This is a genomic window from Pseudomonas sp. Q11, from assembly GCF_024494355.1.
GTDB lineage: Bacteria > Pseudomonadota > Gammaproteobacteria > Pseudomonadales > Pseudomonadaceae > Aquipseudomonas > Aquipseudomonas hefeiensis.
On the sequence record NZ_JAKNQY010000020.1, the window covers coordinates 1 to 23250 of the forward strand.

20 protein-coding genes are annotated in these 23250 nt (G+C 60.3%); 4 read left to right on the plus strand and 16 right to left on the minus strand.

Going from position 1 to position 23250, the window contains the following annotated elements:
* Positions 1-798: 798 nt before the first annotated feature.
* Positions 799-1989, minus strand: a complete 1191-nt coding sequence (gene nhaA, locus MA884_RS19645) for a Na+/H+ antiporter NhaA (protein ID WP_256232043.1) — start codon at positions 1987-1989, stop codon at positions 799-801.
* A 268-nt stretch (positions 1990-2257) separates the two neighbouring features.
* Here nhaA and MA884_RS19650 point away from each other — a divergent pair, with 268 nt between their 5' ends.
* Positions 2258-3352, plus strand: a complete 1095-nt coding sequence (locus MA884_RS19650) for a PLP-dependent cysteine synthase family protein (protein WP_256232044.1) — start codon at positions 2258-2260, stop codon at positions 3350-3352.
* A gap of 154 nt (positions 3353-3506) precedes the next feature.
* Here MA884_RS19650 and MA884_RS19655 read toward each other — a convergent pair whose 3' ends face one another.
* The 3 genes from MA884_RS19655 to MA884_RS19665 form a co-directional block, all read right to left on the minus strand.
* Complete coding sequence (locus MA884_RS19655) at positions 3507-5120, minus strand: NAD(P)/FAD-dependent oxidoreductase (protein ID WP_256232045.1); 1614 nt, start codon at positions 5118-5120, stop codon at positions 3507-3509.
* Positions 5121-5194: 74 nt separating this feature from the next.
* Positions 5195-5869, minus strand: a complete 675-nt coding sequence (locus MA884_RS19660; RefSeq protein ID WP_256232130.1) for a COG3650 family protein — start codon at positions 5867-5869, stop codon at positions 5195-5197.
* Positions 5870-5928: 59 nt separating this feature from the next.
* Positions 5929-6528: a short chain dehydrogenase gene (locus tag MA884_RS19665; protein WP_256232046.1), complete on the minus strand. Its 600-nt coding sequence runs from the start codon at positions 6526-6528 to the stop codon at positions 5929-5931.
* Between the two features lie 104 nt (positions 6529-6632).
* Between MA884_RS19665 and MA884_RS19670 the strand changes: the two genes are divergently transcribed.
* Positions 6633-7547: a LysR family transcriptional regulator gene (locus tag MA884_RS19670; protein ID WP_256232047.1), complete on the plus strand. Its 915-nt coding sequence runs from the start codon at positions 6633-6635 to the stop codon at positions 7545-7547.
* 126 nt (positions 7548-7673) lie between these two features.
* Here the strand turns inward: MA884_RS19670 and MA884_RS19675 are convergent, their stop codons facing one another.
* The 9 genes from MA884_RS19675 to MA884_RS19715 form a co-directional block, all read right to left on the minus strand.
* Complete coding sequence (locus MA884_RS19675) at positions 7674-8150, minus strand: DoxX family protein (RefSeq protein ID WP_256232048.1); 477 nt, start codon at positions 8148-8150, stop codon at positions 7674-7676.
* The gene (locus MA884_RS19680) at positions 8147-8917 is read right to left on the minus strand and encodes a DUF2063 domain-containing protein (protein WP_256232049.1); all 771 of its coding nucleotides are present in this window, start codon (positions 8915-8917) and stop codon (positions 8147-8149) included. Before MA884_RS19680 ends, MA884_RS19675 begins: the two co-directional genes overlap by 4 nt.
* A complete protein-coding gene (locus tag MA884_RS19685; protein ID WP_256232050.1) occupies positions 8914-9783 on the minus strand; it encodes a DUF692 domain-containing protein in 870 nt (289 codons plus the stop codon). The genes MA884_RS19680 and MA884_RS19685 overlap by 4 nt, the downstream gene beginning before the upstream one ends.
* Positions 9784-9808: 25 nt before the next feature.
* On the minus strand, positions 9809-10114 hold the full coding sequence (locus MA884_RS19690; protein ID WP_256232051.1) for a DUF2282 domain-containing protein: 306 nt from the start codon (positions 10112-10114) through the stop codon (positions 9809-9811).
* 301 nt (positions 10115-10415) lie between these two features.
* A complete protein-coding gene (locus tag MA884_RS19695; RefSeq protein WP_256232052.1) occupies positions 10416-11117 on the minus strand; it encodes an ABC transporter ATP-binding protein in 702 nt (233 codons plus the stop codon).
* Entirely contained in the window at positions 11118-11885 is a 768-nt protein-coding gene (gene livG / locus MA884_RS19700) for a high-affinity branched-chain amino acid ABC transporter ATP-binding protein LivG (RefSeq protein ID WP_047228388.1), read from the minus strand.
* Complete coding sequence (locus MA884_RS19705) at positions 11882-13138, minus strand: high-affinity branched-chain amino acid ABC transporter permease LivM (protein ID WP_256232053.1); 1257 nt, start codon at positions 13136-13138, stop codon at positions 11882-11884. Before MA884_RS19705 ends, livG begins: the two co-directional genes overlap by 4 nt.
* Positions 13135-14058 carry a high-affinity branched-chain amino acid ABC transporter permease LivH gene (livH, locus tag MA884_RS19710; protein WP_047228386.1) on the minus strand — a complete coding sequence of 308 codons (924 nt, stop codon included), beginning with the start codon at positions 14056-14058 and terminating at the stop codon, positions 13135-13137. Before livH ends, MA884_RS19705 begins: the two co-directional genes overlap by 4 nt.
* A 230-nt stretch (positions 14059-14288) precedes the next feature.
* On the minus strand, positions 14289-15416 hold the full coding sequence (locus MA884_RS19715) for a branched-chain amino acid ABC transporter substrate-binding protein (protein WP_256232054.1): 1128 nt from the start codon (positions 15414-15416) through the stop codon (positions 14289-14291).
* 337 nt (positions 15417-15753) lie between these two features.
* On the opposite strand from MA884_RS19715, the gene MA884_RS19720 reads away from it, so the two are divergent.
* Positions 15754-16059, plus strand: a complete 306-nt coding sequence (locus tag MA884_RS19720) for a DUF2288 domain-containing protein (RefSeq protein WP_256232055.1) — start codon at positions 15754-15756, stop codon at positions 16057-16059.
* Between the two features lie 275 nt (positions 16060-16334).
* Here the strand turns inward: MA884_RS19720 and MA884_RS19725 are convergent, their stop codons facing one another.
* Complete coding sequence (locus tag MA884_RS19725; RefSeq protein ID WP_256232056.1) at positions 16335-18512, minus strand: hypothetical protein; 2178 nt, start codon at positions 18510-18512, stop codon at positions 16335-16337.
* Positions 18513-18876: 364 nt separating this feature from the next.
* Between MA884_RS19725 and MA884_RS19730 the strand changes: the two genes are divergently transcribed.
* Complete coding sequence (locus tag MA884_RS19730) at positions 18877-20226, plus strand: MFS transporter (protein WP_256232057.1); 1350 nt, start codon at positions 18877-18879, stop codon at positions 20224-20226.
* A gap of 138 nt (positions 20227-20364) precedes the next feature.
* Here the strand turns inward: MA884_RS19730 and MA884_RS19735 are convergent, their stop codons facing one another.
* Entirely contained in the window at positions 20365-21900 is a 1536-nt protein-coding gene (locus MA884_RS19735; protein WP_371134794.1) for an MDR family MFS transporter, read from the minus strand.
* Between the two features lie 49 nt (positions 21901-21949).
* On the minus strand, positions 21950-23140 hold the full coding sequence (gene pobA, locus MA884_RS19740) for a 4-hydroxybenzoate 3-monooxygenase (RefSeq protein ID WP_256232059.1): 1191 nt from the start codon (positions 23138-23140) through the stop codon (positions 21950-21952).
* Positions 23141-23250 lie beyond the last annotated feature (110 nt).

Genomic DNA, 23250 nt, shown 5'->3' on the forward strand with positions numbered 1-23250 from the left:
ATCCATGGCCCAGCGCGGCTAACCCGGCATCCATGCCGGGTTGCCCACTCCACAACGCCTCCGTTCAGCCAGCGTGGTTAACGGGGCGACCAAGATCAACGTCCACCGCGAGGCGGCCTTATAGCCGGCCTGATTCTTGGTCGGACCGCGTTTCTCCTGTGGGAGCGGGTTTGCTCACGAAAGCGGTATCACAGTCGATGAAAATGTCGGGTGTGTTGGCCTTTTCGCGAACAAGCCCGCTCCCTCGGTGGTTCTGTGTTGGATATAAATTTGTGCTCACTGAAAGATCGAATGTGCGAGCCTGCTCGCGATGACGGCAGTCCATTCAATCGCTATGTAACTGAACTATCGCAAGGCTGAAAAGGCGGCTACACAGTTGACGAAGATGTTGCATGTGTCGACCTCTTCGCGAGCAGGCTCGCTCCCACAGGAAAAACGCGATCATCAAAAAATCAGGTCGGCTATAAGGCCGCCTCGCGGTGGACGTTGATCTTGGACGCCCCGTTAACCACGCTGGCCGAACGCAGGCGTTGCGCAGTGGGCATCCCGGCATGGATGCCGGGATAGCCGCGCTGGGCCATGGATGGCCCTTCGCGGCGGGCCCACGGAGCAAGGCCGGAGTGAGGACACACCGAGCCTAGGCGAGGTGCCGAGTGGTGGGGCAAAGCGTTTTTGGTTACTTTTGGCGCTCCTCCAAAAGTGACCCGCTGTAAGAGCGGAACCATAAGTGGCCGTCACCGAAGAAGCGGATATACACACCAATAAATACACAACAAACATCACTACGATCAGGTGATTTTAGTTGGCTTTAAATGCAGTCTGCTTACGACTAGCCGCCGCTGTCACCGCATAACCCAGCAACGCCGCCAGGATCGAACCAGTGAGAATCCCCATCCGGTCCATGCCGGCATACTCGCTGGCGCCGGGTGCGAACGCCAGGGAGCCGACGAACAGGCTCATGGTGAAACCGATGCCGCACAGGATTGCCACGCCCAGTATCTGCCCCCAGTTGGCGCCGGCGGGCAGGCTGGCGATACCGATCTTGACCGCCAGCCAGGTCAGGCCGAAGACACCCACGGTCTTGCCCAGCAACAGGCCGATGGCAATGCCCATCGGCACGTGATGGGTGAAGCTCTCGACGGTGACGCCGCTCAGGGACAAGCCTGCGTTGGCGAAAGCGAAGAGCGGCAGGATGCCGTAGGCCACCCAGGGGTGCAGGGCATGTTCCAGGGTCAGCAGCGGCGAGGTCTCGGCATTTTTTGTGCGCAGCGGAATGCAGAACGCCAGGGTGACCCCGGCCAGGGTGGCATGGACGCCACTCTTGAGCACGCAGACCCAGAGAATCAGGCCGACAACCATATAGGGGCCGAGCTTGACCACTCCCGCGCGGTTCATTGCCACCAGTGCCGCGATGCAGGCGGCAGCCAGCACCAGTGACAAGGTCGACAGGGCGCCCGAGTAGAAGATGGCAATGATGATAATGGCCCCCAGGTCGTCGATGATCGCCAGGGTCATCAAAAACAGCTTGAGCGACACGGGCACCCGTTTGCCCAGCAGGGCCAGGACGCCAAGGGCGAATGCGATATCGGTGGCCGTTGGAATCGCCCAGCCTGCGAGGGCAGCCGGATTGTCGCGGTTGAGGAACCAGTAGATCAGCGCGGGCACGACCATGCCGCCAATCGCTGCCGCACCCGGCAAGACGATTTGCGAAGGTTTCGACAGCTGCCCGTCGAGAACCTCACGTTTGACTTCGAGGCCGATGAGCAGGAAGAACATGGCCATCAGGCCGTCGTTGATCCATAACAACGCCGGCTTGGCGATTTTCAGCGCCCCGATCTGAGCCACTACGGGCGTGTCCAGAAAGTCTGTATAAAGCCAGGACAGCGGTGAGTTATTGAGTATCAGGGCCAAGGCGGCAGCGGCGATCAACAGCAGGCCGCTGGCAGCTTCCAGCTGGAGGAAACGGGTCAAAGTATTGCGTAGAGGCACGGTTGCTCTCCATGGATCAAATCAAAAAGATGGTCCACCCTAACCGGTACTGTTAGTTGTTAAAACAAAAGTTATATTCTTTTTTGTTATATGTCGTTACAACGCATGCAGCATGTGGTCAGGCAGTGACAGGCCATATTGGACCTTAGCTGTACCTGTGCGCGATGTCGGTTTTTTCCTAAGCTTGCGACTGGTTTTTCCGAGACAAGTCGTGCCTGCCTGACGATCAGGTTACCCCCGCGTTGATTCGATCCAGTGAGAAAACACCATGAATGACCACCGCCAGTGGGCGCGCGAAGCGATCCGCATCATCGAGGCTGACTTCCAGCGCAGCGCTGATACCCATTTGATTCCGTTGGCGCTGCCAGGACTGGCGGGTATCGAGTTGTACTTCAAGGATGAGTCCAGCCACCCCACTGGCAGCCTCAAGCATCGACTCGCCCGCTCGCTGTTCCTCTACGCGTTGTGTAATGGCTGGCTCAAGCCTGGTGCCCCGGTGATCGAGGCTTCAAGCGGATCGACGGCCATTTCCGAGGCCTACTTCGCGAGGCTGCTGGGCTTGCCCTTTATTGCGGTGATGCCGGCAACCACTTCCAGGGAAAAAATCGCACAGATAGCCTTCTATGGTGGCCAGAGTCATCTGGTGGACGATCCTACACAGATCTATGCCGAGTCCGAGCGCTTGGCCCGTGAGCATGACGGCCACTTCATCGACCAGTTCACCTACGCCGAGCGCGCCACGGACTGGCGCGCCAATAACAACATTGCCGAATCGATCTTCCAGCAGATGCGCTTTGAGCGGCATCCCGAGCCAAGCTGGCTGATTTCCAGCCCTGGCACGGGCGGTACCACTGCCACCCTGGGACGCTATGTACGCTACCGCCAGCACTGTACCCGTGTGCTGTGTGCCGACGCCGAGCGTTCGGTGTTCTTCGACTACTACCGCAGCGGCGATGCAAGCCTGCGCCTGGATTGCGGTTCGCGGATCGAAGGTATCGGCCGGCCAAGGGTCGAGGCGTCGTTTTTGCCCAAGGTGATCGATGCGATGGTCAAAGTGCCGGATGCCTTGTCCCTGGCAGCCATGCACTACCTGGCCCAGCGATTGGGCCGACGGGTCGGCGGATCCAGCGGCACCAACCTGATCGGTGCGCTGATCGCCGCCAGGCAGATGGTGGAAGCAGGGGAGACGGGCTCGATCGTGGCAATTTTGTGTGACGGCGGAGAGCGCTATGCCACGACCTATTACGATCCGGCGTGGCTCAAGGCCCAGGGCTATGAGTTGAGTGGATTGATGGACGCCGTGGCGGCGAGTGTGGAGCGGGGTGAGGCGCTGCCGGAAAGTGTGCTCCGGGCCAATATCTGAATATTTGAAAGCACTGAATTCCCTTGTGGGAGCGGGCTTGTGTGGGAGCTGGGCTTGCCCGCGATAGCATCACCTCGGTTCACCTGATAGACCGAGTTGCCTGCATCGCGGGCAAGCCCAGCTCCCACAAAGCTTCTCCCACAGTGGGTAGGGGTCAGGCCTGGAGGCCCAGGATATCCCGTGCCACCGCCTCGGCAATCCGGATCCCGTCCACGCCGGCCGACAGAATCCCGCCCGCGTAGCCGGCGCCTTCGCCCGCCGGGAACAAGCCCTTGATGTTCAGGCTTTGCAGCGTTTCGTCGCGGGTGATGCGCAGCGGCGACGAGGTGCGGGTTTCAATGCCGGTCAGCACGGCGTCGTGCAGCGAGTAGCCGCGAATCTGCTTTTCGAACGCCGGCAGGGCTTCGCGAATGGCTTCGATGGCGAAGTCGGGGAGGGCCAGGGCCAGGTCGCCCAAAGACACCCCCGGTTTGTAGGACGGCTCGACGCTGCCCAGCGCCGTAGACGCTTTGCCGGCGATGAAATCGCCCACCAGTTGCGCCGGGGCCTCGTAGTTGCTGCCACCGAGCACGAACGCGTGGGATTCCAGACGCTCCTGCAATTCGATGCCCGCCAATGGGCCGCCCGGGTAATCCACTTCCGGGGTAATGCCCACCACGATACCGGAGTTGGCGTTGCGCTCGTTGCGTGAATACTGGCTCATGCCGTTGGTCACGACGCGGTTCGGCTCGGAGGTGGCCGCCACCACGGTACCGCCCGGGCACATGCAGAAGCTGTACACCGAGCGACCATTGCGGGCGTGATGCACCAGTTTGTAATCGGCGGCGCCAAGCTTCGGGTGGCCGGCGTACTTGCCCAGGCGCGCGCTGTCGATCAGCGATTGCGGGTGTTCGATACGGAAACCCACAGAGAACGGCTTGGCTTCCATGTACACGCCGCGGCTGTGGAGCATGCGGAAGGTGTCCCGGGCGCTGTGGCCCAGGGCCAGAATCACATGTCTGGAATGAATACGTTCGCCACTGGCCAGCTCAACACCGACCAGCTGGCCGTCCTCGATCAACACATCCGTGACCCGCTGCTGGAAGCGTACTTCACCGCCCAGGGCGCGAATCTGCTCACGCATGTTTTCCACCACGCCTGTCAGACGGAACGTACCGATGTGCGGCTTGCTGACGTAGAGGATCTCTTCCGGCGCGCCGGCCTTGACGAATTCGTGCAGCACTTTGCGACCCAGGAACTTGGGATCCTTGATCTGGCTGTAGAGCTTGCCATCGGAGAACGTCCCCGCACCGCCTTCGCCGAACTGCACGTTGGATTCGGGGTTGAGCACGCTTTTTCGCCACAGGCCCCAAGTGTCCTTGGTGCGCTGGCGCACTTCGGGACCGCGCTCGAGGATGATCGGCTTGAAGCCCATTTGCGCCAGCAACAGGGCGGCGAAGATCCCGCACGGGCCGAAGCCGACCACGATCGGCCGCTCGCTCAGGTCGGCCGGTGCCTGGCCCACGACTTTGTAACTGACATCCGGCGCCTGGTTGACGTTACGGTCATCGGCGAACTTGCGCAGCAGGCTGGCTTCATCGCGCACCGTCAGGTCGATGGTGTAGATGAAGCACAGTTCGGAGGATTTCTTGCGCGCGTCGTAGCTGCGTTTGAACAGGGTGAAGTCGAGCAGGTCATCGCTGGCGATGCCCAGGCGCTGCAGGATGGCTGGGCGCAGGTCTTCTTCGGGATGGTCGATCGGCAGCTTGAGTTCGGTGATTCGTAACATGACAGGATCCGGTTCGCGGGACGCACAACTGCGCCAGGGCGTGAGGCGGCGATTATAAGCCAAAAACCTTCGAATCAGTCGTTGCGCGCACCGCCGAAGTAAGCGCAGCCGCGCTGGACCTGACCGTTGACCCGCAGCTCGGCGCTCATGTGCTGCACGCTGCCGGTCACGCTGTCAACGCAGCGCTGGGGAGTGACCCACAGCTCGACTTTCTGGCCGTTGGCTTCGGTGCCGAGATTGAAGCGGCCATCGCCCAGTTGTTCTTCAACGAAAGGCACTGCCAGAGGTGGCTGGCCCTCACGTTCGAGCACCAGACCCTTGCCGCCGGCGTCCAGATTCCACTCGGGGCCATGGCCGGTGGCGCGCAGGAGCAGCCGCTTGAAGTTAGTGTCGTCGCAAGCGTTGCCTGAACGCTCCAGGCGATACAGTTGTTCCAGGTTCAATTGGCTGTCGGTGCCGGCCGCTGCGCTGGTGACGATACGGCCGCGCACATCGGCAAACAGTTTGCCCTGGTCATCAGCCAGGTTGGCGGCCTCTTGCAGCACGCTGGTGCCGCCGCTGTCGTTGACGATGTAGCGACGCTGTTCCTGGCACGGCTGGAATACCAGCTTGCCATCGGCTGCTGTAAGTTCGCCCTGCATGCGCATCTGGCCAGCATGGGAAACGCTCTGGTGTGGAGCGTCGAGCAACTGGCAGCCGGCGAAGAGCGGCAGGAGGGCGACAAACAGCAGGGAACGGGCGGCACGCATCATTGAGTCTCCAGACAAGTGCCGCCACGTTACGCAGACTGATCCTGCATCACAAGGGGTCAACCTACGTGAAAAGTCTGACCAGTCTGCAGGCCTTCGACACTCTTGGCGTAGGCCAATGCGACATCGGCCGCTGGCACCGGCTTATAGCCACGGAAGTACGGGGCATAGCTGTCCATGGCTTCGAGGAGCACGTTCGGACTCACCGAGTTGACCCGCAAGCCCCGGGGCAATTCGATTGCCGCGGCACGCACGAAACTGTCCAGGGCACCGTTGACCAGCGCCGCCGAGGCGCCGCTCCTGATCGGATCGTGGCTGAGCACGCCAGTGGTGAAGGTGAAGGACGCACCGTCGTTGGCGAATTCGCGGCCGATCAGCAGCAGGTTGACCTGGCCCATCAGTTTGTCTTTCAAACCCAGTGCGAAGCTGTCCTGCGTCATCTCGTCCAAGGGCGCGAAGGTGACGTTGCCTGCTGCGCAGACCAGCGCATCGAAGCGGCCGGTCTTTTCGAACAGGGCACGGATCGAAGTGCTGTCGCTGATATCCACATGCAGGTCGCCGCTGTGACGGCCGATACGGACAATGTCGTGACGCGGCGACAGCTCGTTATCAATGGCCGAACCGATGGTGCCGCTGGCGCCGATCAACAGGATTTTCATTAGCTGTTCCTCAATGGGCTGGATGAGATTGCAGTCTAGAGAGGTTCTTTCTCTTGATAATCGTGGTAATAGGCAACCTTTGGTTTTCAATTGGAAACAATCTGATGAGCGAAATGGACGACCTGGCGGCGTTCGCCGTGTTGATCGAGGCGGGGAGTTTTACCCTGGCGGCCCAGCAGTTGGGCTGCAGCAAGGGCCAGTTGTCCAAGCGCATCAGCCTGCTGGAGAGTCGATTTTCGGTGGTGTTGCTGCAGCGCACCACGCGGCGCTTGAGTCTCACGGCTGCGGGGGCTGCGTTATTGCCCCAGGCCCAGGCATTGTTGATGCAGGTGCAAAGGGCGCGTCAGGCGCTGGCTCGCCTGAAGGATGAAATTTCCGGGCCGGTGCGTATGACGGTTCCGGTGTCGCTGGGCGAAACTTTCTTTGAGGGTTTGCTGACGGAGTTCGCCCAGCGCTACCCCGACGTGCAGATCGAACTGGAGCTCAACAACGGCTACCGGGATCTTTCCCGTGATGGTTTCGACCTGGCGATCCGTTCCGACGCAGCCCTCGATGAGCGCCTGGTGGCGCGTCCGTTGTTGGCCTGGCATGAGCTGACGTGCGCCACCCCGGCCTACCTCGAACACTACGGTGAACCCCTGACACCCCAAGGGCTGGCGGAACACCGTTGCCTGCTCAACAGTCATTACAGTGGCCGGGAGGAATGGCTCTATCACCAGCAACACGAATTGCTGCGGGTGCGGGTATCGGGGCCGTTTGCCAGCAACCATTACAGCCTGCTGAAAAAAGCCGCCCTGGCCAGCGCCGGGATCGCCCGGCTACCGTCTTACCTGTTGCATGAAGAATTGGCTGATGGACGTTTGCGCTGGTTGCTAAGGGATTTTCAGACCCGGCGCATGCCGATGTACCTCGTGCACCCGTACCAGGGCGGGTTGCCCAAGCGCACCCAGGTGCTGGCCGATTATTTGATCGACTGGTTCAAGCGCAGTGGCGAGGCGCTGGATCGGCTTCAGCGGTAGCGAGGCGTCAAACACGCCCTTGTGGGAGCGAGCCTGCTCGCGATAGCGGTGGGCCAGTCAACAACGGCGTTGAGGCTGATATTGCTATCGCGAGCAGGCTCGCTCCCACAGGATTCCCGGCTTTGATCAGCAAGCGTAGCGCCTGGCGATCAGGTGGTCGATTGACAGTTTGCCCGGCCCGCGCGCCATCAGATAAAGCAATACCGCCGCCCAGGTGCCATGGGTCGGATAGGCAGCGGGGTAGACGAACAGTTGAATGGTCAACGTCATGCCCAGCAGAGCCAGGGCCGAGAAGCGTGTCGCCAGGCCAAACAGGATCAGGATCGGGAACACATGCTCGGCCACGGCTGCCAGATGTGCCGCCAGTTCTGGTGACAGCAGCGGCAAGGCGTATTCGCTTTTGAACAGGGGAATGGTTGAATCCGCCAGCCGCGGCAGGCCGAGCTGGAAGGTGCCGTCGACCAGATCGATGGCCAGGCCTTCGATTTTGGTCTGGCCGGATTTCCAGAACACCGCAGCGATGGAAAATCGTCCCACGAAGGCGATCAGGCTGTGAGGGATTTTATCCAGCCATTGAATGGCGCGAGTGATCAGGGCGTTCATGGCAATACCTGCTCGGCTAACAGATGGGTGACGGCTTGGTGGCTGATGAGCTGCGCCAGGGTATGTTCCAGTTCCAACTCAGTGTCGCGCCCGGTTGCGGCATTAATGGCCGCGGCCAGGGACAACCCTTGCAGCAGGTCCTTGATGAACTCATGGGCGCCGGGACTGATCGCAAACACTTCCACGTCCAGGTTGTTGCGCAGCACCAGGGCGCATTGCGGTGAGAAGGGGTCGAACGGCGCGACGGGATCTTGTTGATGGGCCGCCCAGATCGCCACCACGGCGAAGGGCGATTGCAACAGGTGCAGTGACGGGTGAAGACCGACCCTCAGATGATCATGGGTGGCGGGCGATGACAGCACTTGCATGACCTGTTGTGCATCCATGGGCCGGGCGTCGGCGGCGTGCCAGGCTTGCACCTGCAAGCGCTCCAGTCGAGCGATATCCGCCAGGTACGGCACGCTGGCGGCGGGTTCGAAATGTTCGATGAACCCGGCAAAGTCGGCACCGTAGTCACTCATCACCGGGCTTCGCGGTGCGGCCGACTGGACGTAGATTCCGGCCATGGCGCCGAAGAATTCCTCGCCCACCAGTTGCGCCACCACCGGATAGTTGTCGGCCAGGGCGTTGATCAATGAACTGAGCACGTTGTTGCGATACACCGCAAACCGGCTCTCTGGATCGGCGCCAGTGGCGCAGGTCAAACCCTGCGGACAAGCCTTGCGCGGGTCGAGCAGGGCGGCGGCAAATTCGCTGTAGCGACTCATGGCCGGCCCCCTGCGGCGTTTAACAGTTGGTCGGCCTGACCGGCTTCGGCCAGCAGCACTTCCAACGCCGGGATGCGGTTGTCACGCTCGATCAGCGTGGCGACCGGCCCGGTCCGCGCCAATACCGTGCGATACAAGCGCCAAACCTCGTTATCGATTGGCGCACCGTGGTCATCGATCAGCAAACGCTCGCCCAGGCTGTCGGTGTCTTCGGCGAATCCGGCCAGATGAATTTCCCCGGTGGCCTGCAGTGGCAGTGCGTCGAGGTAAGCCAAGGGATCACGACAATGGTTGATGCATGAAACGTAGACGTTGTTCACATCCAGCAGCAGTCCGCAGCCGGTGCGACGGATGACCTCACTGATGAAGTCAGGCTCGTCGAGGGTTGAATCCTCGAACGCCAGATAAGTGGCTGGGTTTTCCAGCAGCAGCGTGCATTTGAGGCTGGACTGGACCTGATCGACGTGCTCGCAGACGCGCTTGAGCGTCGTTTCATCGTAGGCCAGGGGCAGCAGATCGTTGAGAAACACCGGGCCATGACTGGACCAGGCCAGGTGTTCGGAAAAAGACTGGGGCTGATAGCGTTCGATCAGTGTGGCCAGGCGCTGCAAATGCGCAACATCCAGCGGTCCCTCTCCACCGATCGACAACCCGACGCCGTGCAATGACAGCGGATACTGTTCGCGTATCCGCCCCAGGAAGTGATGAAACGGCCCGCCGGCCACCATGTAGTTTTCCGCATGCACTTCGAAGAAACCCAGATCCGGTCGGGTCTGGAGCACTTCACGAAAATGCTCGGTCTTGAGCCCCAACCCAGCCCTTGGCGGTAGCCGGGTATCGGTGGCGAGGGAGGGGGCTTTCGACATGGAGATTGGCCTCAGGCAGGTGCGATCAAGACTTGGCTTTGAACGCTTCGAGCTGGCCGAAACCAGTCGGGGAGGTTTTGCTTTCCTTGGTGGTGCAAGTGCCTTTAGGGACCGATTTCCAGGCGTTGGCCTGATAGTCCATTTTCGCGGTGCCGGCACAGGTGGTGCCAGCGCCGGCGGCGCAGTCGTTCTTGCCTTTGAGGGCGACACCGAAGCATTTTTCCATGGTGTCGTCAGCGGCATGGACAGTCGAGACGCCTGTCATGCTCAAGGCAGAGCCAAGTGCCAGGGCCAGGGCGGCGGCGGACAGGGTGCGGGTCGAAGCAGTCATGATGATTCTCCAGGTTCAGGAAATGAACCGGCGACAGCGCCGGTCTGCTGAACTAGAGAGGGGAGGTGGAGGAGTGTTACAACGGGCGCATGATTTTTTTGAATGACCCCGGAACCTGTGGCGAGGAAGCAAGCTCGCGCTGAGACCTGTAGGAGCTGGCGAAGCCTGCGATCTTTTGATCTTGATCTTTCGCTTTAGACTCAATTGTCCGGGACAAGATCGCAGCCTCGCTTCGCTCGACAGCTCCTACATTGGGCAAAAAAAAACGGCCCGAAGGCCGTTTTCTCATGCAGCAACAGACTCAACCGCCCAGATAGGCCTCGCGTACTTTCGGATCGGTCAGCAGCGCTTCACCGGTGCCTTGCATCACCACGCGGCCGTTCTCCAGCACGTACGCCCGGTCAGCGATTTTCAGCGCCTGGTTGGCGTTCTGCTCCACCAGGAACACCGTCACGCCATCCTTGCGCAGTTGTTCGATGATGTCGAAGATCTGCTGGATGATGATCGGCGCCAGGCCCAGGGAAGGTTCGTCGAGCAGCAGCAGCTTGGGCTTGCTCATCAGCGCACGGCCGATGGCGAGCATCTGCTGTTCGCCGCCGGACATGGTGCCGCCGCGCTGGCTAAAGCGTTCTTTCAGGCGTGGGAAAAGGTGCAGTACCTTGTCCATTTGCTCCTGAAAGTCGCCCTTGTCGGTGAAAAAACCGCCCATGACGAGGTTTTCTTCCACGGTCAGCCGGGCAAATACCCGACGGCCTTCTGGCACCACGGCGATGCTCTTGCGCATGATCTGCGAAGAGTCCTGGCCCACCAGCTCCTCACCCATGTAGCGGATGCTGCCGCTGTGGGCCTGGGGCGAACCGCAGAGCGTCATCAGCAGCGTGGATTTGCCGGCACCGTTGGCACCGATCAGCGTCACGATCTCGCCCTGGCGGACTTCGACATTGACGCTGTGCAGGGCCTGGATCTTGCCATAGAAGGTGGAAACGTTTTCGAACTGCAGCATTTACGCTTCCCCCAGGTAGGCTTTGATCACTTCAGGATTGTCGCGGATCTGTTCCGGCGAACCGTCGGCCAGCGGCGTGCCCTGGTTGATCACGACGATATGGTCGGAAATGCTCATGACCAGCTTCATGTCGTGCTCGATCAGCAGCACGGTGACATCGTGCTCCTCGCGCAGCACGCCGATCAGCGCTTTGAGGTCTTCGGTTTCCTTCGGATTCAGGCCGGCGGCCGGTTCGTCGAGCATGAGGATCCGCGGACGGGTCATCATGCAGCGGGCGATTTCCAGGCGCCGTTGCTGACCGTAGGCCAGGGTTCCGGCGGTACGGTTGGCGAACTCCTTGAGATTGACCTTCTCCAGCCAGTACTCGGCAAACTCCATGGCCTCGCGTTCGCTCTTGCGGAACGCCGGGGTCTTGAACAGGCCGGCAAAGAAGTTGGTGTTCAGATGACGATGCTGGGCGATCAACAGGTTCTCGACCGCCGTCATGTCCTTGAACAGCCGCACGTTCTGGAAGGTACGAACCACACCCTTGCGGGCGATGTGGTGACCAGGCAGGCCCTGGATCGGCTCGCCGTCCAGCAGGATGGTGCCGCCGGTAGGCTGGTAGAAGCCGGTCAGGCAGTTGAACACTGTGGTCTTGCCCGCGCCGTTGGGCCCGATCAATGCAACGACCTGTTTCTCTTTCACGGTCAGGGCCACGCCGTTGACCGCCAGCAAGCCGCCGAAGCGCATGCTCAAGTTTTCGACTTTCAGGATCTCGCGGCTCATTTGCGCAGCTCCATGTGCGGGCGTTGCATAGGCAGCAGACCTTGAGGACGCCAGATCATCATCAGCACCATCAAGGCGCCGAACATCAACATGCGGTATTCGCTGAATTCACGCATCATTTCGGGCAACAGGATCATCACGATCGCCGCCAGGATCACACCCAACTGCGACCCCATCCCGCCCAGCACCACGATAGCGAGGATGATCGCCGACTCGATGAAGGTGAAGGATTCCGGCGTTACCAGACCCTGACGGGCGGCAAAGAAGCTACCGGCGAAACCGGCGAAAGCGGCACCGAGGGTGAAGGCCGACAGCTTGATCACCGTAGGATTGAGACCCAGGGCACGGCAGGCGATCTCGTCTTCACGCAGCGCTTCCCACGCACGGCCGATAGGCATGCGTAGCAAACGGTTGATGACGAACAATGCGGCCAGGGCCAGCAACAGCGCCACCAGGTAGAGGAAAATCACCTTGTTGATCGAGCTGTAGGGCAACCCGAAGTACTCGTGGAAGGTCTGCAGGCCCTCAGCGGCTTTACGTTCGAAGGTCAGGCCGAAGAACGTCGGCTTCTCGATGTTGCTGATGCCGTTCGGGCCGCCGGTGATGTCGGTCAGGTTGCGCAGGAACAGACGGATGATCTCGCCGAAACCCAGGGTCACGATTGCCAGGTAGTCGCCGCGCAAGCGCAGCACCGGGAAACCCAGCAGGAAACCGAAGGTGGCGGCCATCATCCCGGCGATTGGCAGGCAGATCCAGAAGCTCCAGCCGAAGTAATGGGACAGCAGCGCGTAGCTGTAGGCGCCGACGGCATAGAAGCCGACGTAACCCAGGTCCAGCAGACCGGCCAGGCCTACCACGATGTTCAGGCCCAGGCCCAGCATCACGTAGATCAGGATCAGCGTGGCGATGTCCACCGCACCGCGAGAACCGAAAAACGGCCAGACCAGTGCCAGTACGACCAGGGCCAGGATGATCCAGCGCTGGGTAGTCGGCAGGGTCAGGAAGTTACTGGCCTTGGCCGGGACTATCGGCAGGCCGGGCGATGCCTTCCAGGCGGCGCTGATCTGCGTGCTGAACAGCACCCGCAGGAACATCAGCACCGAACACACGGCGATGGTCGCCAGGATGGTCGGGCTGGTGCCGTGTACTTCAAGGTCGATGCCCACGATGGTCAGTTTCAGGCCGAGTACCGGGTACGCGACCGCCCAGACCAACAGCGCGCTGAAGAGCGCCGATTTAAGATGTTTAGTCATACCTTCTCAACCTCCGGACGGCCCAGGATGCCGGTCGGCCGGAACAGCAGCACCAGAACCAACAAGCCGAACGCCACGACGTCCTTGTATTGATCGCCGAAGATGTCGGCGCCAAAGGCTTCCGCGACGCCCAGCACCAGCCCACCGAGCATGGCTCCGGGGATGCTGCCGATGCCGCCCAGTACCGCGGCGGTGAAGGCCTTGAGGCCCACGAGGAAACCGGCGTTGGGGTTGATCACACCGTATTGCATGCTCAACAGCACTGCGGCGATGGCCGCCAGGGCCGCGCCGATGACGAAGGTCAGGGCAATGATGTTGTTGGTGTTGATGCCCAGCAGGTTGGCCATCTTGATGTCCTCGGCACAGGCGCGGCAGGCGCGGCCCAGGCGGGAGCGGGAGATGAACAGTGTCAGGCCGAGCATGGCGACCAGGGTCACCACGAACACCACGATTTGCATGTAGGAAATCAGCACTTCCTGTGCCCCCCCTGGCCCGAAGGTAAAGTTACCCGGAATCAGGTTGGGAATGGATTTGTCCTTGGAGTCTTGCGATAGCAGAACCGTGTTCTGCAGGAAGATCGACATGCCGATGGCGGAAATCAGCGGGATCAAACGGTTGCTGCCGCGCAAGGGGCGGTAGGCGATCCGTTCGATGCTGTAGCCATAGGAACTGGTAACCACGATGCTCGCGATGAAAGCCGCGGTCATCAGCAGCGGGACACTGTCGAGTCCCATCATGGCCAGCCCGGCGATGGCGATGAACGCCACGTAGGAGCCGATCATGTACACCTCGCCGTGGGCGAAGTTGATCATTCCAATGATGCCGTAAACCATCGTATAGCCGATGGCGATCAGGGCATACGTGCTGCCAACGGTCAGGCCGTTAACCAGCTGTTGGAAGAAGTGATAGATGTCAGGCATTACAGCGCTCCTAAAAACCTGATACGCATTTCACTGGTGGAGTCATTTTCCCGCCCGGGCCCCGTGGATCTGCATCCACTTCGAGCACGAGGTTTGCCAGCGAACCGCTGATGACGGTTTTGAGATTTTCAGGTGGGGAGACTGGCGGATCACGCCAGCGCGGCCCAATACATTTAAAACAAAGCCCACGGCACGCCGTGGGCTTTATTGGCAGTCAGTCAGGCCAGGCCTTACTGAGGCGAAGCTTCGGTTTTAGGTTTGCCGAAATGCCACTGGTAAACCACAAACTTGAAGTCCTTCAGGTCGCCCTTGTCGTCGAAGCTCAGGTCACCGGTTGGGGTCTTGAAGGTACCGGCGTGGATGGTTTCAGCCACTTTTTCCGTGTCTTCGCTCTTGGCTTCGGTGATGGCCTGGGCAATCACTTGAACGGCCGAGTAGGACGGGAACACGAACGGACCGCTCGGGTCTTCCTTCTTGGCCTTGAACGCGTCAGCCAGGGCGATGTTGGCTGGATCCTGGTCGAAGGATTTCGGCAGGGTCACCAGCAGGCCTTCGGAAGCTTCCTTGGCGATCTGCGAGATCGAGTCGTTACCCACGCCTTCCGGACCCATGAACTTGGCGTCCAGGCCTTTTTCCTTGGACTGACGCAGGATCAGGCCCAGCTCCGGGTGGTAGCCGCCGTAGTAGACGAAGTCGACGTTGGCTTGCTTGAGCTTGGCGATCATCGAGGAGAAGTCTTTGTCGCCGGCGTTCACGCCTTCGAACACGGCAACCTTGACGCCTTTGTCTTCGAGGGTTTTCTTCACGGCACTGGCGATGCCTTCGCCGTATTGCTGCTTGTCGTGCAGGACCGCGACGACTTTCGGCTTGACGTGGTCGGCAATGTAGTTACCGGCGGCAGGGCCCTGGGCGCTGTCCAGGCCGATGGTGCGGAAGATCATCTTGTAGCCGCGAGCGGTGATGTCCGGGCTGGTAGCGGCCGGGGTGATCATGATCACGCCTTCGTCTTCATAGATGTCCGAAGCCGGTTGGGTAGAGCTGGAGCACAGGTGGCCGACCACGAAACTGACGCCGTCGTTGACGACTTTGTTCGCGACCGCGACCGCTTGTTTTGGATCACAGGCGTCATCGTATTCAACGGCTTCAAGTTGCTTGCCGTTCACGCCGCCCTTGGCGTTGATCTGCTCGATGGCCATTTTGGCGCCACTGAATTGCATGTCGCCATATTGGGCTACGGGGCCGGTCTTAGGGCCGGCGATACCGATCTTGATGGTGTCGGCGGCGAACGAATGGCTGGCAACCCCGGCCAGAACCATAGCGGCAAACAGTTTGGAAATCTGCTTAGTAGCCTTAGTCATAGTGCTCCACTCATGCTGTTGTAGTTTTTATAGTCCTGGCGCCGAAGCAGCAGAACCGGGTCAGATATCTTGGATATCCTCGCGGAAAATGCCCCGGCAACTGTACCGGTACAGTGTAGAGCGCCGATTGTTGGCAAGGGAAGCTGGCGCTTGGGGGCAAAACCTGAGGGTGTCGCTTAATTGAAAGAAAAAGACAGAATGGCGGCGGGGTTCGTCGGACAAATCGGCAATCCCTGGCTTTCCTGCGCTTTTCAATCGGTACTCCAATTGCTACCGGGTTTTTCTGCCAGACCACCGACGTTATCATTTGCGCCGATTTCTTTTCCGGACAGCTCCCATGAATCAAGAACCTAGCACCCTCTATGCCAAACTGCTTGGTGAAACCGCATCCATCACCTGGAAGGAGCTGGAGCCGTTCTTTGCCAAGGGTGCCCTATTGTGGGTCGATCCGGCCCTGGATTTGATCGTTGCTGCCGAGGCCGTTGCCCGGGACGAAGGTACCAAAGTCGCCGCCTGGCTGGCTGCCGACCAGCTCGCCAAGCTCTCTGAAACGCGGGCGCTGGATTTTTTCGAGCGCGATCCGCAGCTATGGGCCGTGGTGGTTTCGCCGTGGATTATGATCCAGGAAAGGGCGTCGATTTAATTTGCGCACCAACTTGGTTCGTATTTCCTCCGGGCTAAAAGTGTGTAGGTGAGTAGCGTGATGGCATCCTGCCGTGGTGAAACGCCACAGGGGAGGGTGACGTATACGTAACGGGAACAGTTTATGGGGCAGCCGGTGGGCTGCTTAATTGTTTCTGGATGTTGTGCAGATCAAAAGATCGCAGCCTTCGGCAGCTCCTACAGGGGCGCGCCGCGAATTCAAGTGAACCGCAGCCTGTAGGAGCTGCCGAAGGCTGCGATCTTTCAAGGCTTACCTCAATACGTCTTGCCCGTATGGTTATTAAGCGAAATAACCTTGGTCTTGCCGATGCGGTGACGGTAGATCTCACGCAAATACTTGATCGCCTTTTTCACGCAGTCGCGGGACAGGCGGATGTCGTTGATCGAGACGAACTTGTCTTTGTCGCTGATCAGCTCGCGGTATTTCTTCTCGTACATCGGCTTGATCGCGTACCAGTTGGTGTCGAGGATCTTCGCCGGGTTTTCGAACTCGTTGAGCAGATCGTCGATACGTTCTTCGTCGAAGTCTTCATTGATGATGAAGTCCAGGATCGAGTTGTCCAGGGTGTCATCGAAGCGGTACGGGGTGCGGGCAAAGCAGCGTTTGATGAACGCCACGATCAGGGTCAGGAAATCATCCGACAGGCAGGGGCTCTTAGCGATCAGGGTGGTCAGCGACAGGTTGGCCGAGGCGCCGATCACCAGTGCGTAGCGCTTGAGGGTGGTGTTGGGGAACAGGCTGTTGAGGTGGGTCTTGAGCCGGTTCAGGTCCATGTAGGACAGCTTGTAGTCCTTGGGCAACGAGACGATCGAGACCACCGACGAACAGTTCTTGAAAAAGTGCAGGTCATGCAACGCGGCGGCGTCATAGCCGGAGTTCTTGTACTGCTCCAGCGAGGCCCGGTAGCGCTTGGACTCGATCGGCAACAGGCTGATGCCTTCGATGGCCTGGGTGACCTTGTTGAAGTGCGGCAGGTCGATGGAGCGGAAGAACAGGTCATCGATATTCAGGCGTGGCGGCTCTTTCTCGAACACCTTGAACTTGTCGCCGCTGGGCGCCGGGGTTTCCGGAACGACGGACTCGGCATAGGCAATTGCCACCGGGCCGGCCAGGCTCATGAACAGGTCATTGGCGTCCAGGCGGATGGTCTCGCCAATGTCGATGCCGGCACGACGGAAATAGTTCTGGTCGTAGTCGGTGGTCACGGCCTGGGCGGTCAGGATGTTGAAAATCTGCTGGGAGATGTACTGGTTGGCGTGCTTCTCCATGGCATTGACGTCAATGTTCTGGATGTTGCCGTCATCGCTCTCCTCGGCGTAGCGCATGATGTCGTTGGAGATCAGCATCATCGCGTTCCAGGGGCGAATTCGGCCCATGACGCTGGCTTCGCTGCTGTCTTCGTTGGCGAAGTTGTACGAGAAATCCCATTCTTCCGAAAGGTATTTGCACAGCAGGCGTCCAGCGTTGATGTGCAGCGCCTCGGACATTTCGCTGCGGTGATCGGAAATGTTCGGCAGTACGCAAATGCCGCTGGTGAAGATCGGCTCGAAGACGAAGGAATGACCACTCTTGCTGTCGTGTTCGTCCATCGGCTTGGTGTCGAACGTCTTGTTCATGTACGAGTACTGCTGGGCCAGGCCGAACTCCGAGGCCATGCCCGAACCGGTCCCGCCGCCGGCACTGAAGATCGAGAAGTACAGGCGCGACTGGTTCGCCTTGATGCCGCAGCTGTCGATCAGGTACGAGTGGATCATTTTCCAGTCGGGGCTGGAAAAACGCTGGGTGTCTTTGTTCAGGATGATCTTGGCCAGATACTGCCCCAGGATCGGCGCGTTACCGGCGCCGCCGGCATGGACTTCCGACAGGTCCATGATTTTCATTTTGCTGTAGTCGCGCAAGAAACCGCTTTTTTCGCCTTTGCGCGAAAAACGGATGCGTCCGGCAATATCCTTGTCCAGGTCGCCGAGCATCACCAGGGGTTCGACCAGGAACACCGGTTTGCTCGCCTTGCTGGCGCCCAGGCGCAGGTTGTTGCGGATCCACTGCGCCGGGCTGTAGCCCTTGTCGTTGTAGCCCTTGTCTTCGGCGTTGAATTCGTTGAGATAGAACTTGCGGGCGTTGTACACCAGCTCGGCAACGTCCAGAGCGATGTTGGAGCCACAGCGACCCAGGCCGATCAGGCACACGGACGGGAATTCCTGCTGGTCGCGTTCGCTTTCGTCGTCCACCAGGTGCGGCGGGCGCGGGAACACGCTGTTACGCAGGCCATCGAGGTTGTCGAGGATGCGGTCGGTGTTGGTTTCGGTGAAGTACAGATACTGCTGAGTCGCCAGGGGACGCGAGCGGCTCGATGGCGTCGAGGTTTTAGGGCCGTTGGCCGCCGGGCTCAGCGTCAGATCGGATACTGCAGTGGCTGTTTTTTTAGAGGTCATTGTGCGCCATATGCCTGAACTGGTCGGTTCGATGAGCGCTGTCATCGGACCGTCGAGGATGGGAGCTCGCGCCCTTGGTGGCGCGAAGGTCGGCCCAAGCGTTCAGGGTTTCAGCCTGAGCAGCGCTCGGGAAAATCTTTTCCTGATAGATTGAATCGGCCATCAGAAGGCGATCTTTAGTCGAAATAAGGCGAAATGATGGCAGTTGCTTCAGGGAATTGACCATAGTCACTAAACACGCCGCCCGCCATGGTCGGGTATCAGCCATGCGAATGATCGGAGACAGCTCGCGCGCCGCTGTCTAGATTGCAGGCTCCGGGTTCGGATGCCTCGCCGTGCCCCATAACAATAAAGAGACGGACCCATGCAGAACTCGACCCAAGCGGCGAATGCCTGGCGCATTCTGTTCCTGCTGTTCCTGGCCAACCTGTTCAACTTTTTTGACCGCACCATCCCGGCGATCATCATCGAGCCGATCCGCATGGAATGGAGTCTGAGCGACTTCCAGATCGGCATCATCGGCACCGCTTTCACTATCGTCTACGCCATCGCCGGGCTGCCGCTGGGGCGCATGGCCGATACCGGTTCGCGCAGTAAGTTGATGGGCTGGGGCCTGGCGACCTGGAGCGGGCTGACGGCGGTCAATGGTTTGGTGGGCAGTTTCTGGGCGTTCCTCGTGGTACGTATGGGGGTGGGGATCGGCGAAGCCAGCTACGCGCCGGCGGCCAACTCGCTGATCGGCGATCTTTTCCCCGCCCACCGCCGGGCGCGGGCCATGGGCATTTTCATGCTGGGCCTGCCGATCGGTTTGCTGCTGGCGTTCTTTACCATCGGGGCGATGGTCAAGGCCTTCGACAGCTGGCGCGCGCCGTTCTTTATCGCGGCGGTGCCGGGACTGGTGCTGGCGGTGTTCATGTTTTTCATCAAGGAACCCCAGCGCGGCGCGGCGGAATCTGTGCAGATCTCCCAGGAAAAAATCGACAGACCGATCCGGCGGGTGTTGGCGATCCCAACTTTCCTGTGGCTGGTGCTGGCGGGACTGTGCTTCAACTTCGCCACCTATGCCTGCAACTCGTTCCTGGTGCCAATGCTGCAGCGCTACTTCCTGATGCCGCTGCACGATGCGGCAGTTGCCACCGGGATCATGGTGGGCGTGACCGGGTTGTTCGGGTTGACCCTCGGCGGCTGGATCGCCGACAAGATACATCAACGGGTGCCCAACGGACGCCTGCTGTTCGCCGCTTTCAGCCTGGTGATCTCCACGGCCACCACCGCTTGGGCGTTGTATGCCGGGCGGATTGAAATCGGTGTGTTCGTCGCGGTGTTCAGCGTCGGCTGGCTGTTTGCCTATACCTTTTATACCTGCGTGTACACGGCGATCCAGGACGTGGTCGAACCGCGCCTGCGGGCCACGGCGATGGCGTTGTTCTTTGCCGGGTTGTATCTGTTGGGCGGAGGCATGGGGCCGGTGGTGGTGGGTGGTTTGTCTGACTACTTTGCCCATTCGGCCATGGCTGCGGCCGGCTCTGTGCAGATGACCGAGGCGTTCAAGGCCATTGGCTTGCATGACGCGATGTTCCTGATCCCGGTGGCGCTGTTCCTGACCATGGTGTTCCTGTTCCTGGCGTCGCGCTGTTTCGGGCGCGATGCCAAGCGGATGAAGAATGGGATGAGTGGGTTGGCGCCGCTGGAGGGAGTGGTGGCGCCGGCTTGAAGAGATTTTGTGGCAATGATGCTTTTGTGGCGAGGGAGCTTGCTCCCGCTGGGCTGCGAAGCGGCCCCAAAAATGTTGCGGTCGCTGCGCAACCGAGCGGGAGCAAGCTCCCTCGCCACAGAGATCGTGTGTTACAGGTTATTGAGCCTTGTCATCCCGCCCACGCAACACGCGATTGGGCATCGCCACTGCCGCCGCCAGCCCCAACAACGACACCGCTGCGCTGATCAGCAGCAAATGCCGGAACGTTGTCTGCAACTCCTGACGTAAGGCGTGCAGTGCTTCGCCGGGTGCAGCGTTCAATCCATCCAGCAACACATTGCCGGAATGTCCTTCACCCATCGGCGACGAACCGGCGAGTTGGGCAAAGCCTGAGTCCTGCAGCAAGGCCAGCAGCAACGCCGACATCAGCGCCACGCCCACGGCGCCACCGAGGGAGCGGAACAGGTTGGTGGTGCTGGTGGCGACTCCAATGTCGTGCTGTTGCACTGAATTTTGCGACCCCACCAGCGATGTCGGGAACTGCATGCCGGAGGCGATGCCGCTGAGCAGCATGAACAGGCTGCTCAGCCAGAACGCGCCGGGCGGGGTGAAGGCCATGCCGAGGATGGCGAACGGGAAGAGCAGGGCGCCGCTGAGGATCATCGGCTGGTAGTGACCGGTGATCGAGGTCCGGCGTCCGGCGAAATACGCACCCATCGGCAACCCCATCGCCAATGGCAACAGGTGCAACGCTGCGCTGTCGGCACCCGCACCTGTCACGCTTTGATAGCGCAACGGCACCAGCACTGTCAGGGAAATGGCCTGAAAACTGGTGAAAAACACCGTGCACCAACACAACACCGCGCTGCGGTTGAGGAACAGGTGCATCGGTAACAACGGTTCCCGGGTCCGGCGCTCCTGCCAGACGAACACTCCCAACGCCACCACGGCGCAACCCAGCAGCCCCAGGACGTCGCGGCTGTGCCAGGCGTGGCCCTGGCCGACCTCGGTAATCCCCAGCAGCAATGCGGTCAGGCCGATGATCAGCAGCACGGTGCCCAGGTAATCGATGATCGGCTTACGGTGCGGCACCGGCAACCCGACGAGGGTGCGCCGGGCAATCAGCCAGGCACCCAGGCCCAGGGGCAGGTTGATCAGGAATACCCAGCGCCAGGACAGATACTCGGTCATGTAGCCACCCAACACCGGCCCGGCCACGCTGGCTACCGCGTACATGCTACTGAAATACCCCTGGTAGCGGCCGCGTTCGCGCGGCGGCACGATGTCACCGATGATGGCCTGGCTCACGGAAATCATCCCGCCGGCGCCGATGCCCTGGAAAATGCGCGCCAGCACCAGTTGTTCCATGTTTTGCGCCAGGCCACAGAACAGCGAGGCCAGGGTGAACAGCCCCATGCCGAACAGCATCAACGGCCGCCGACCATAGAGATCTCCGAGCTTGCCGTAGATCGGCACCGCCACGGTCATGGCGACCATGTAGCCGGAGATCACCCAGGCCAGCAGGCTAACATCGCCAAATTGGGCGGAAATGGCCGGCATCGAGACGGCGACGATGGTCTGGTCCAGTGCGCCGAGAAAAATCGCCAGCATCAGGGCCACCAGCACACTACGGATGGCGGGCTGTGGAGCTTGGGGGGTATGGGCTTGAGTCAAGGCAGAACCTGCGGGCATCACGCCTGGGTGGCGAAGGGGACTGCCCGCAGTTTAAATCGATAGCCGGCTATTCGATAGCCTCATAAGGAAGTCCGACGTAGTTTTCCGCGATGGTTTTTCGACCGGCCTCAGAATCGACGAAATATTCCAGCTCCGCTTCGCTGATGCGCTGGTTGAAGGCGTCGTCGTCGAAGCGGTGCAGCATGGAAGTCATCCACCAAGAGAAGCGCTCGGCTTTCCACACCCGTCGCAGGCAAATGGCGGAATATTTTTCCAGCAAGTCCGTACGGCCGTCGCGATAGACCTTGAGCAGAATGTTGAACAGCGTGCTGACGTCGCTGGCGGCCAGGTTCAGTCCCTTGGCGCCGGTGGGCGGGACGATGTGGGCCGCATCACCCACCAGGAACATCCGTCCATACTGCATCGGCTCGACCACGAAGCTGCGCAGCGGCGCGATGCTTTTCTCGATGGAGGGACCGGTCACCAGTGCTTGGGCCAGGTCGGCTGGCAGGCGGTTTTTCAGTTCAGACCAGAAGCGCTCGTCCGGCCAATCGGCCACTTGCTCCTCGGCGGGCACTTGCAGGTAATAACGGGTGCGAGTTTTGGAGCGCATGCTGCACAGGGCAAAACCACGTTCGTGACGGGCGTAGACGAGCTCCTCGTGGACCGGCGGGGTGTCGGCCAGGATGCCGAGCCAGCCGAACGGGTAGACCCGCTCGAAGACTTTGAGTTTTTCCGCGGGAATCGATTGGCGCGCCACACCATGGAAACCGTCGCAACCGGCAATGTAATCGCAGTCCAGGCGCCAGGTTTGCCCTTGGTGCTCGAAGGTCACGAAAGGGCTGTCGGTTTGCATGTCGCAGGGCTGGGCGTTGCCGACCTGGTAAAGCGTGCGGGCGCCGGCGGCTTCACGGGCGGCCATCAGGTCGCGGGTAACTTCGGTCTGGCCGTAGACCATGACGTTTTTACCGCCGGTCAGCCCCTTTAGATCGATGTGCACCCGACGACCGTTGAGCGCCAGCTCAAAGCCGTCATGGGGCAGTCCTTCGGCGTCCATGCGCTGTCCGACGCCGGCCTGGCGCAGCAGTTCGGCCATGCCTTGCTCCAGCACACCGGCGCGGATGCGACTGAGCACGTAGTCCGGGGTCTGGCGTTCGAGGATGACCGTGTCAATTCCGGCATTGTGCAGCAACTGGCCGAGCAGCAGGCCAGAGGGGCCGGCACCGATAATGGCAACTTGGGTCTTGAGGGTTTTCATTGTTGTTATGACTCGCACGAGGCACGCGACCAAGGTCGGTGTTGTTTGGGTGCTTGCATTTTTCGCTTGCGGATCTGTCAATTGAAGGGGAAAACTGAGCCGATACCTGT

What these genes read in the sequence shown, in the direction of transcription:
- MA884_RS19680 (WP_256232049.1), bottom strand. Translation starts at nt 8,917, where the DNA reads ATGAGTCGCTACAGCGAATTTGCCGCCGCCCTGCTCGACCCGCGCAAG.
- MA884_RS19730 (WP_256232057.1), top strand. Translation starts at nt 18,877, where the DNA reads ATGCAGAACTCGACCCAAGCGGCGAATGCCTGGCGCATTCTGTTCCTG.
- MA884_RS19685 (WP_256232050.1), bottom strand. Translation starts at nt 9,783, where the DNA reads ATGTCGAAAGCCCCCTCCCTCGCCACCGATACCCGGCTACCGCCAAGG.
- MA884_RS19735 (WP_371134794.1), bottom strand. Translation starts at nt 21,900, where the DNA reads ATGCCCGCAGGTTCTGCCTTGACTCAAGCCCATACCCCCCAAGCTCCA.
- MA884_RS19655 (WP_256232045.1), bottom strand. Translation starts at nt 5,120, where the DNA reads ATGTTACGAATCACCGAACTCAAGCTGCCGATCGACCATCCCGAAGAA.
- MA884_RS19650 (WP_256232044.1), top strand. Translation starts at nt 2,258, where the DNA reads ATGAATGACCACCGCCAGTGGGCGCGCGAAGCGATCCGCATCATCGAG.
- livH (WP_047228386.1), bottom strand. Translation starts at nt 14,058, where the DNA reads ATGCCTGACATCTATCACTTCTTCCAACAGCTGGTTAACGGCCTGACC.
- MA884_RS19670 (WP_256232047.1), top strand. Translation starts at nt 6,633, where the DNA reads ATGAGCGAAATGGACGACCTGGCGGCGTTCGCCGTGTTGATCGAGGCG.
- MA884_RS19665 (WP_256232046.1), bottom strand. Translation starts at nt 6,528, where the DNA reads ATGAAAATCCTGTTGATCGGCGCCAGCGGCACCATCGGTTCGGCCATT.
- MA884_RS19675 (WP_256232048.1), bottom strand. Translation starts at nt 8,150, where the DNA reads ATGAACGCCCTGATCACTCGCGCCATTCAATGGCTGGATAAAATCCCT.
- MA884_RS19705 (WP_256232053.1), bottom strand. Translation starts at nt 13,138, where the DNA reads ATGACTAAACATCTTAAATCGGCGCTCTTCAGCGCGCTGTTGGTCTGG.
- MA884_RS19660 (WP_256232130.1), bottom strand. Translation starts at nt 5,869, where the DNA reads ATGCGTGCCGCCCGTTCCCTGCTGTTTGTCGCCCTCCTGCCGCTCTTC.
- MA884_RS19690 (WP_256232051.1), bottom strand. Translation starts at nt 10,114, where the DNA reads ATGACTGCTTCGACCCGCACCCTGTCCGCCGCCGCCCTGGCCCTGGCA.
- MA884_RS19725 (WP_256232056.1), bottom strand. Translation starts at nt 18,512, where the DNA reads ATGACCTCTAAAAAAACAGCCACTGCAGTATCCGATCTGACGCTGAGC.
- MA884_RS19715 (WP_256232054.1), bottom strand. Translation starts at nt 15,416, where the DNA reads ATGACTAAGGCTACTAAGCAGATTTCCAAACTGTTTGCCGCTATGGTT.
- livG (WP_047228388.1), bottom strand. Translation starts at nt 11,885, where the DNA reads ATGAGCCGCGAGATCCTGAAAGTCGAAAACTTGAGCATGCGCTTCGGC.
- MA884_RS19720 (WP_256232055.1), top strand. Translation starts at nt 15,754, where the DNA reads ATGAATCAAGAACCTAGCACCCTCTATGCCAAACTGCTTGGTGAAACC.
- pobA (WP_256232059.1), bottom strand. Translation starts at nt 23,140, where the DNA reads ATGAAAACCCTCAAGACCCAAGTTGCCATTATCGGTGCCGGCCCCTCT.
- MA884_RS19695 (WP_256232052.1), bottom strand. Translation starts at nt 11,117, where the DNA reads ATGCTGCAGTTCGAAAACGTTTCCACCTTCTATGGCAAGATCCAGGCC.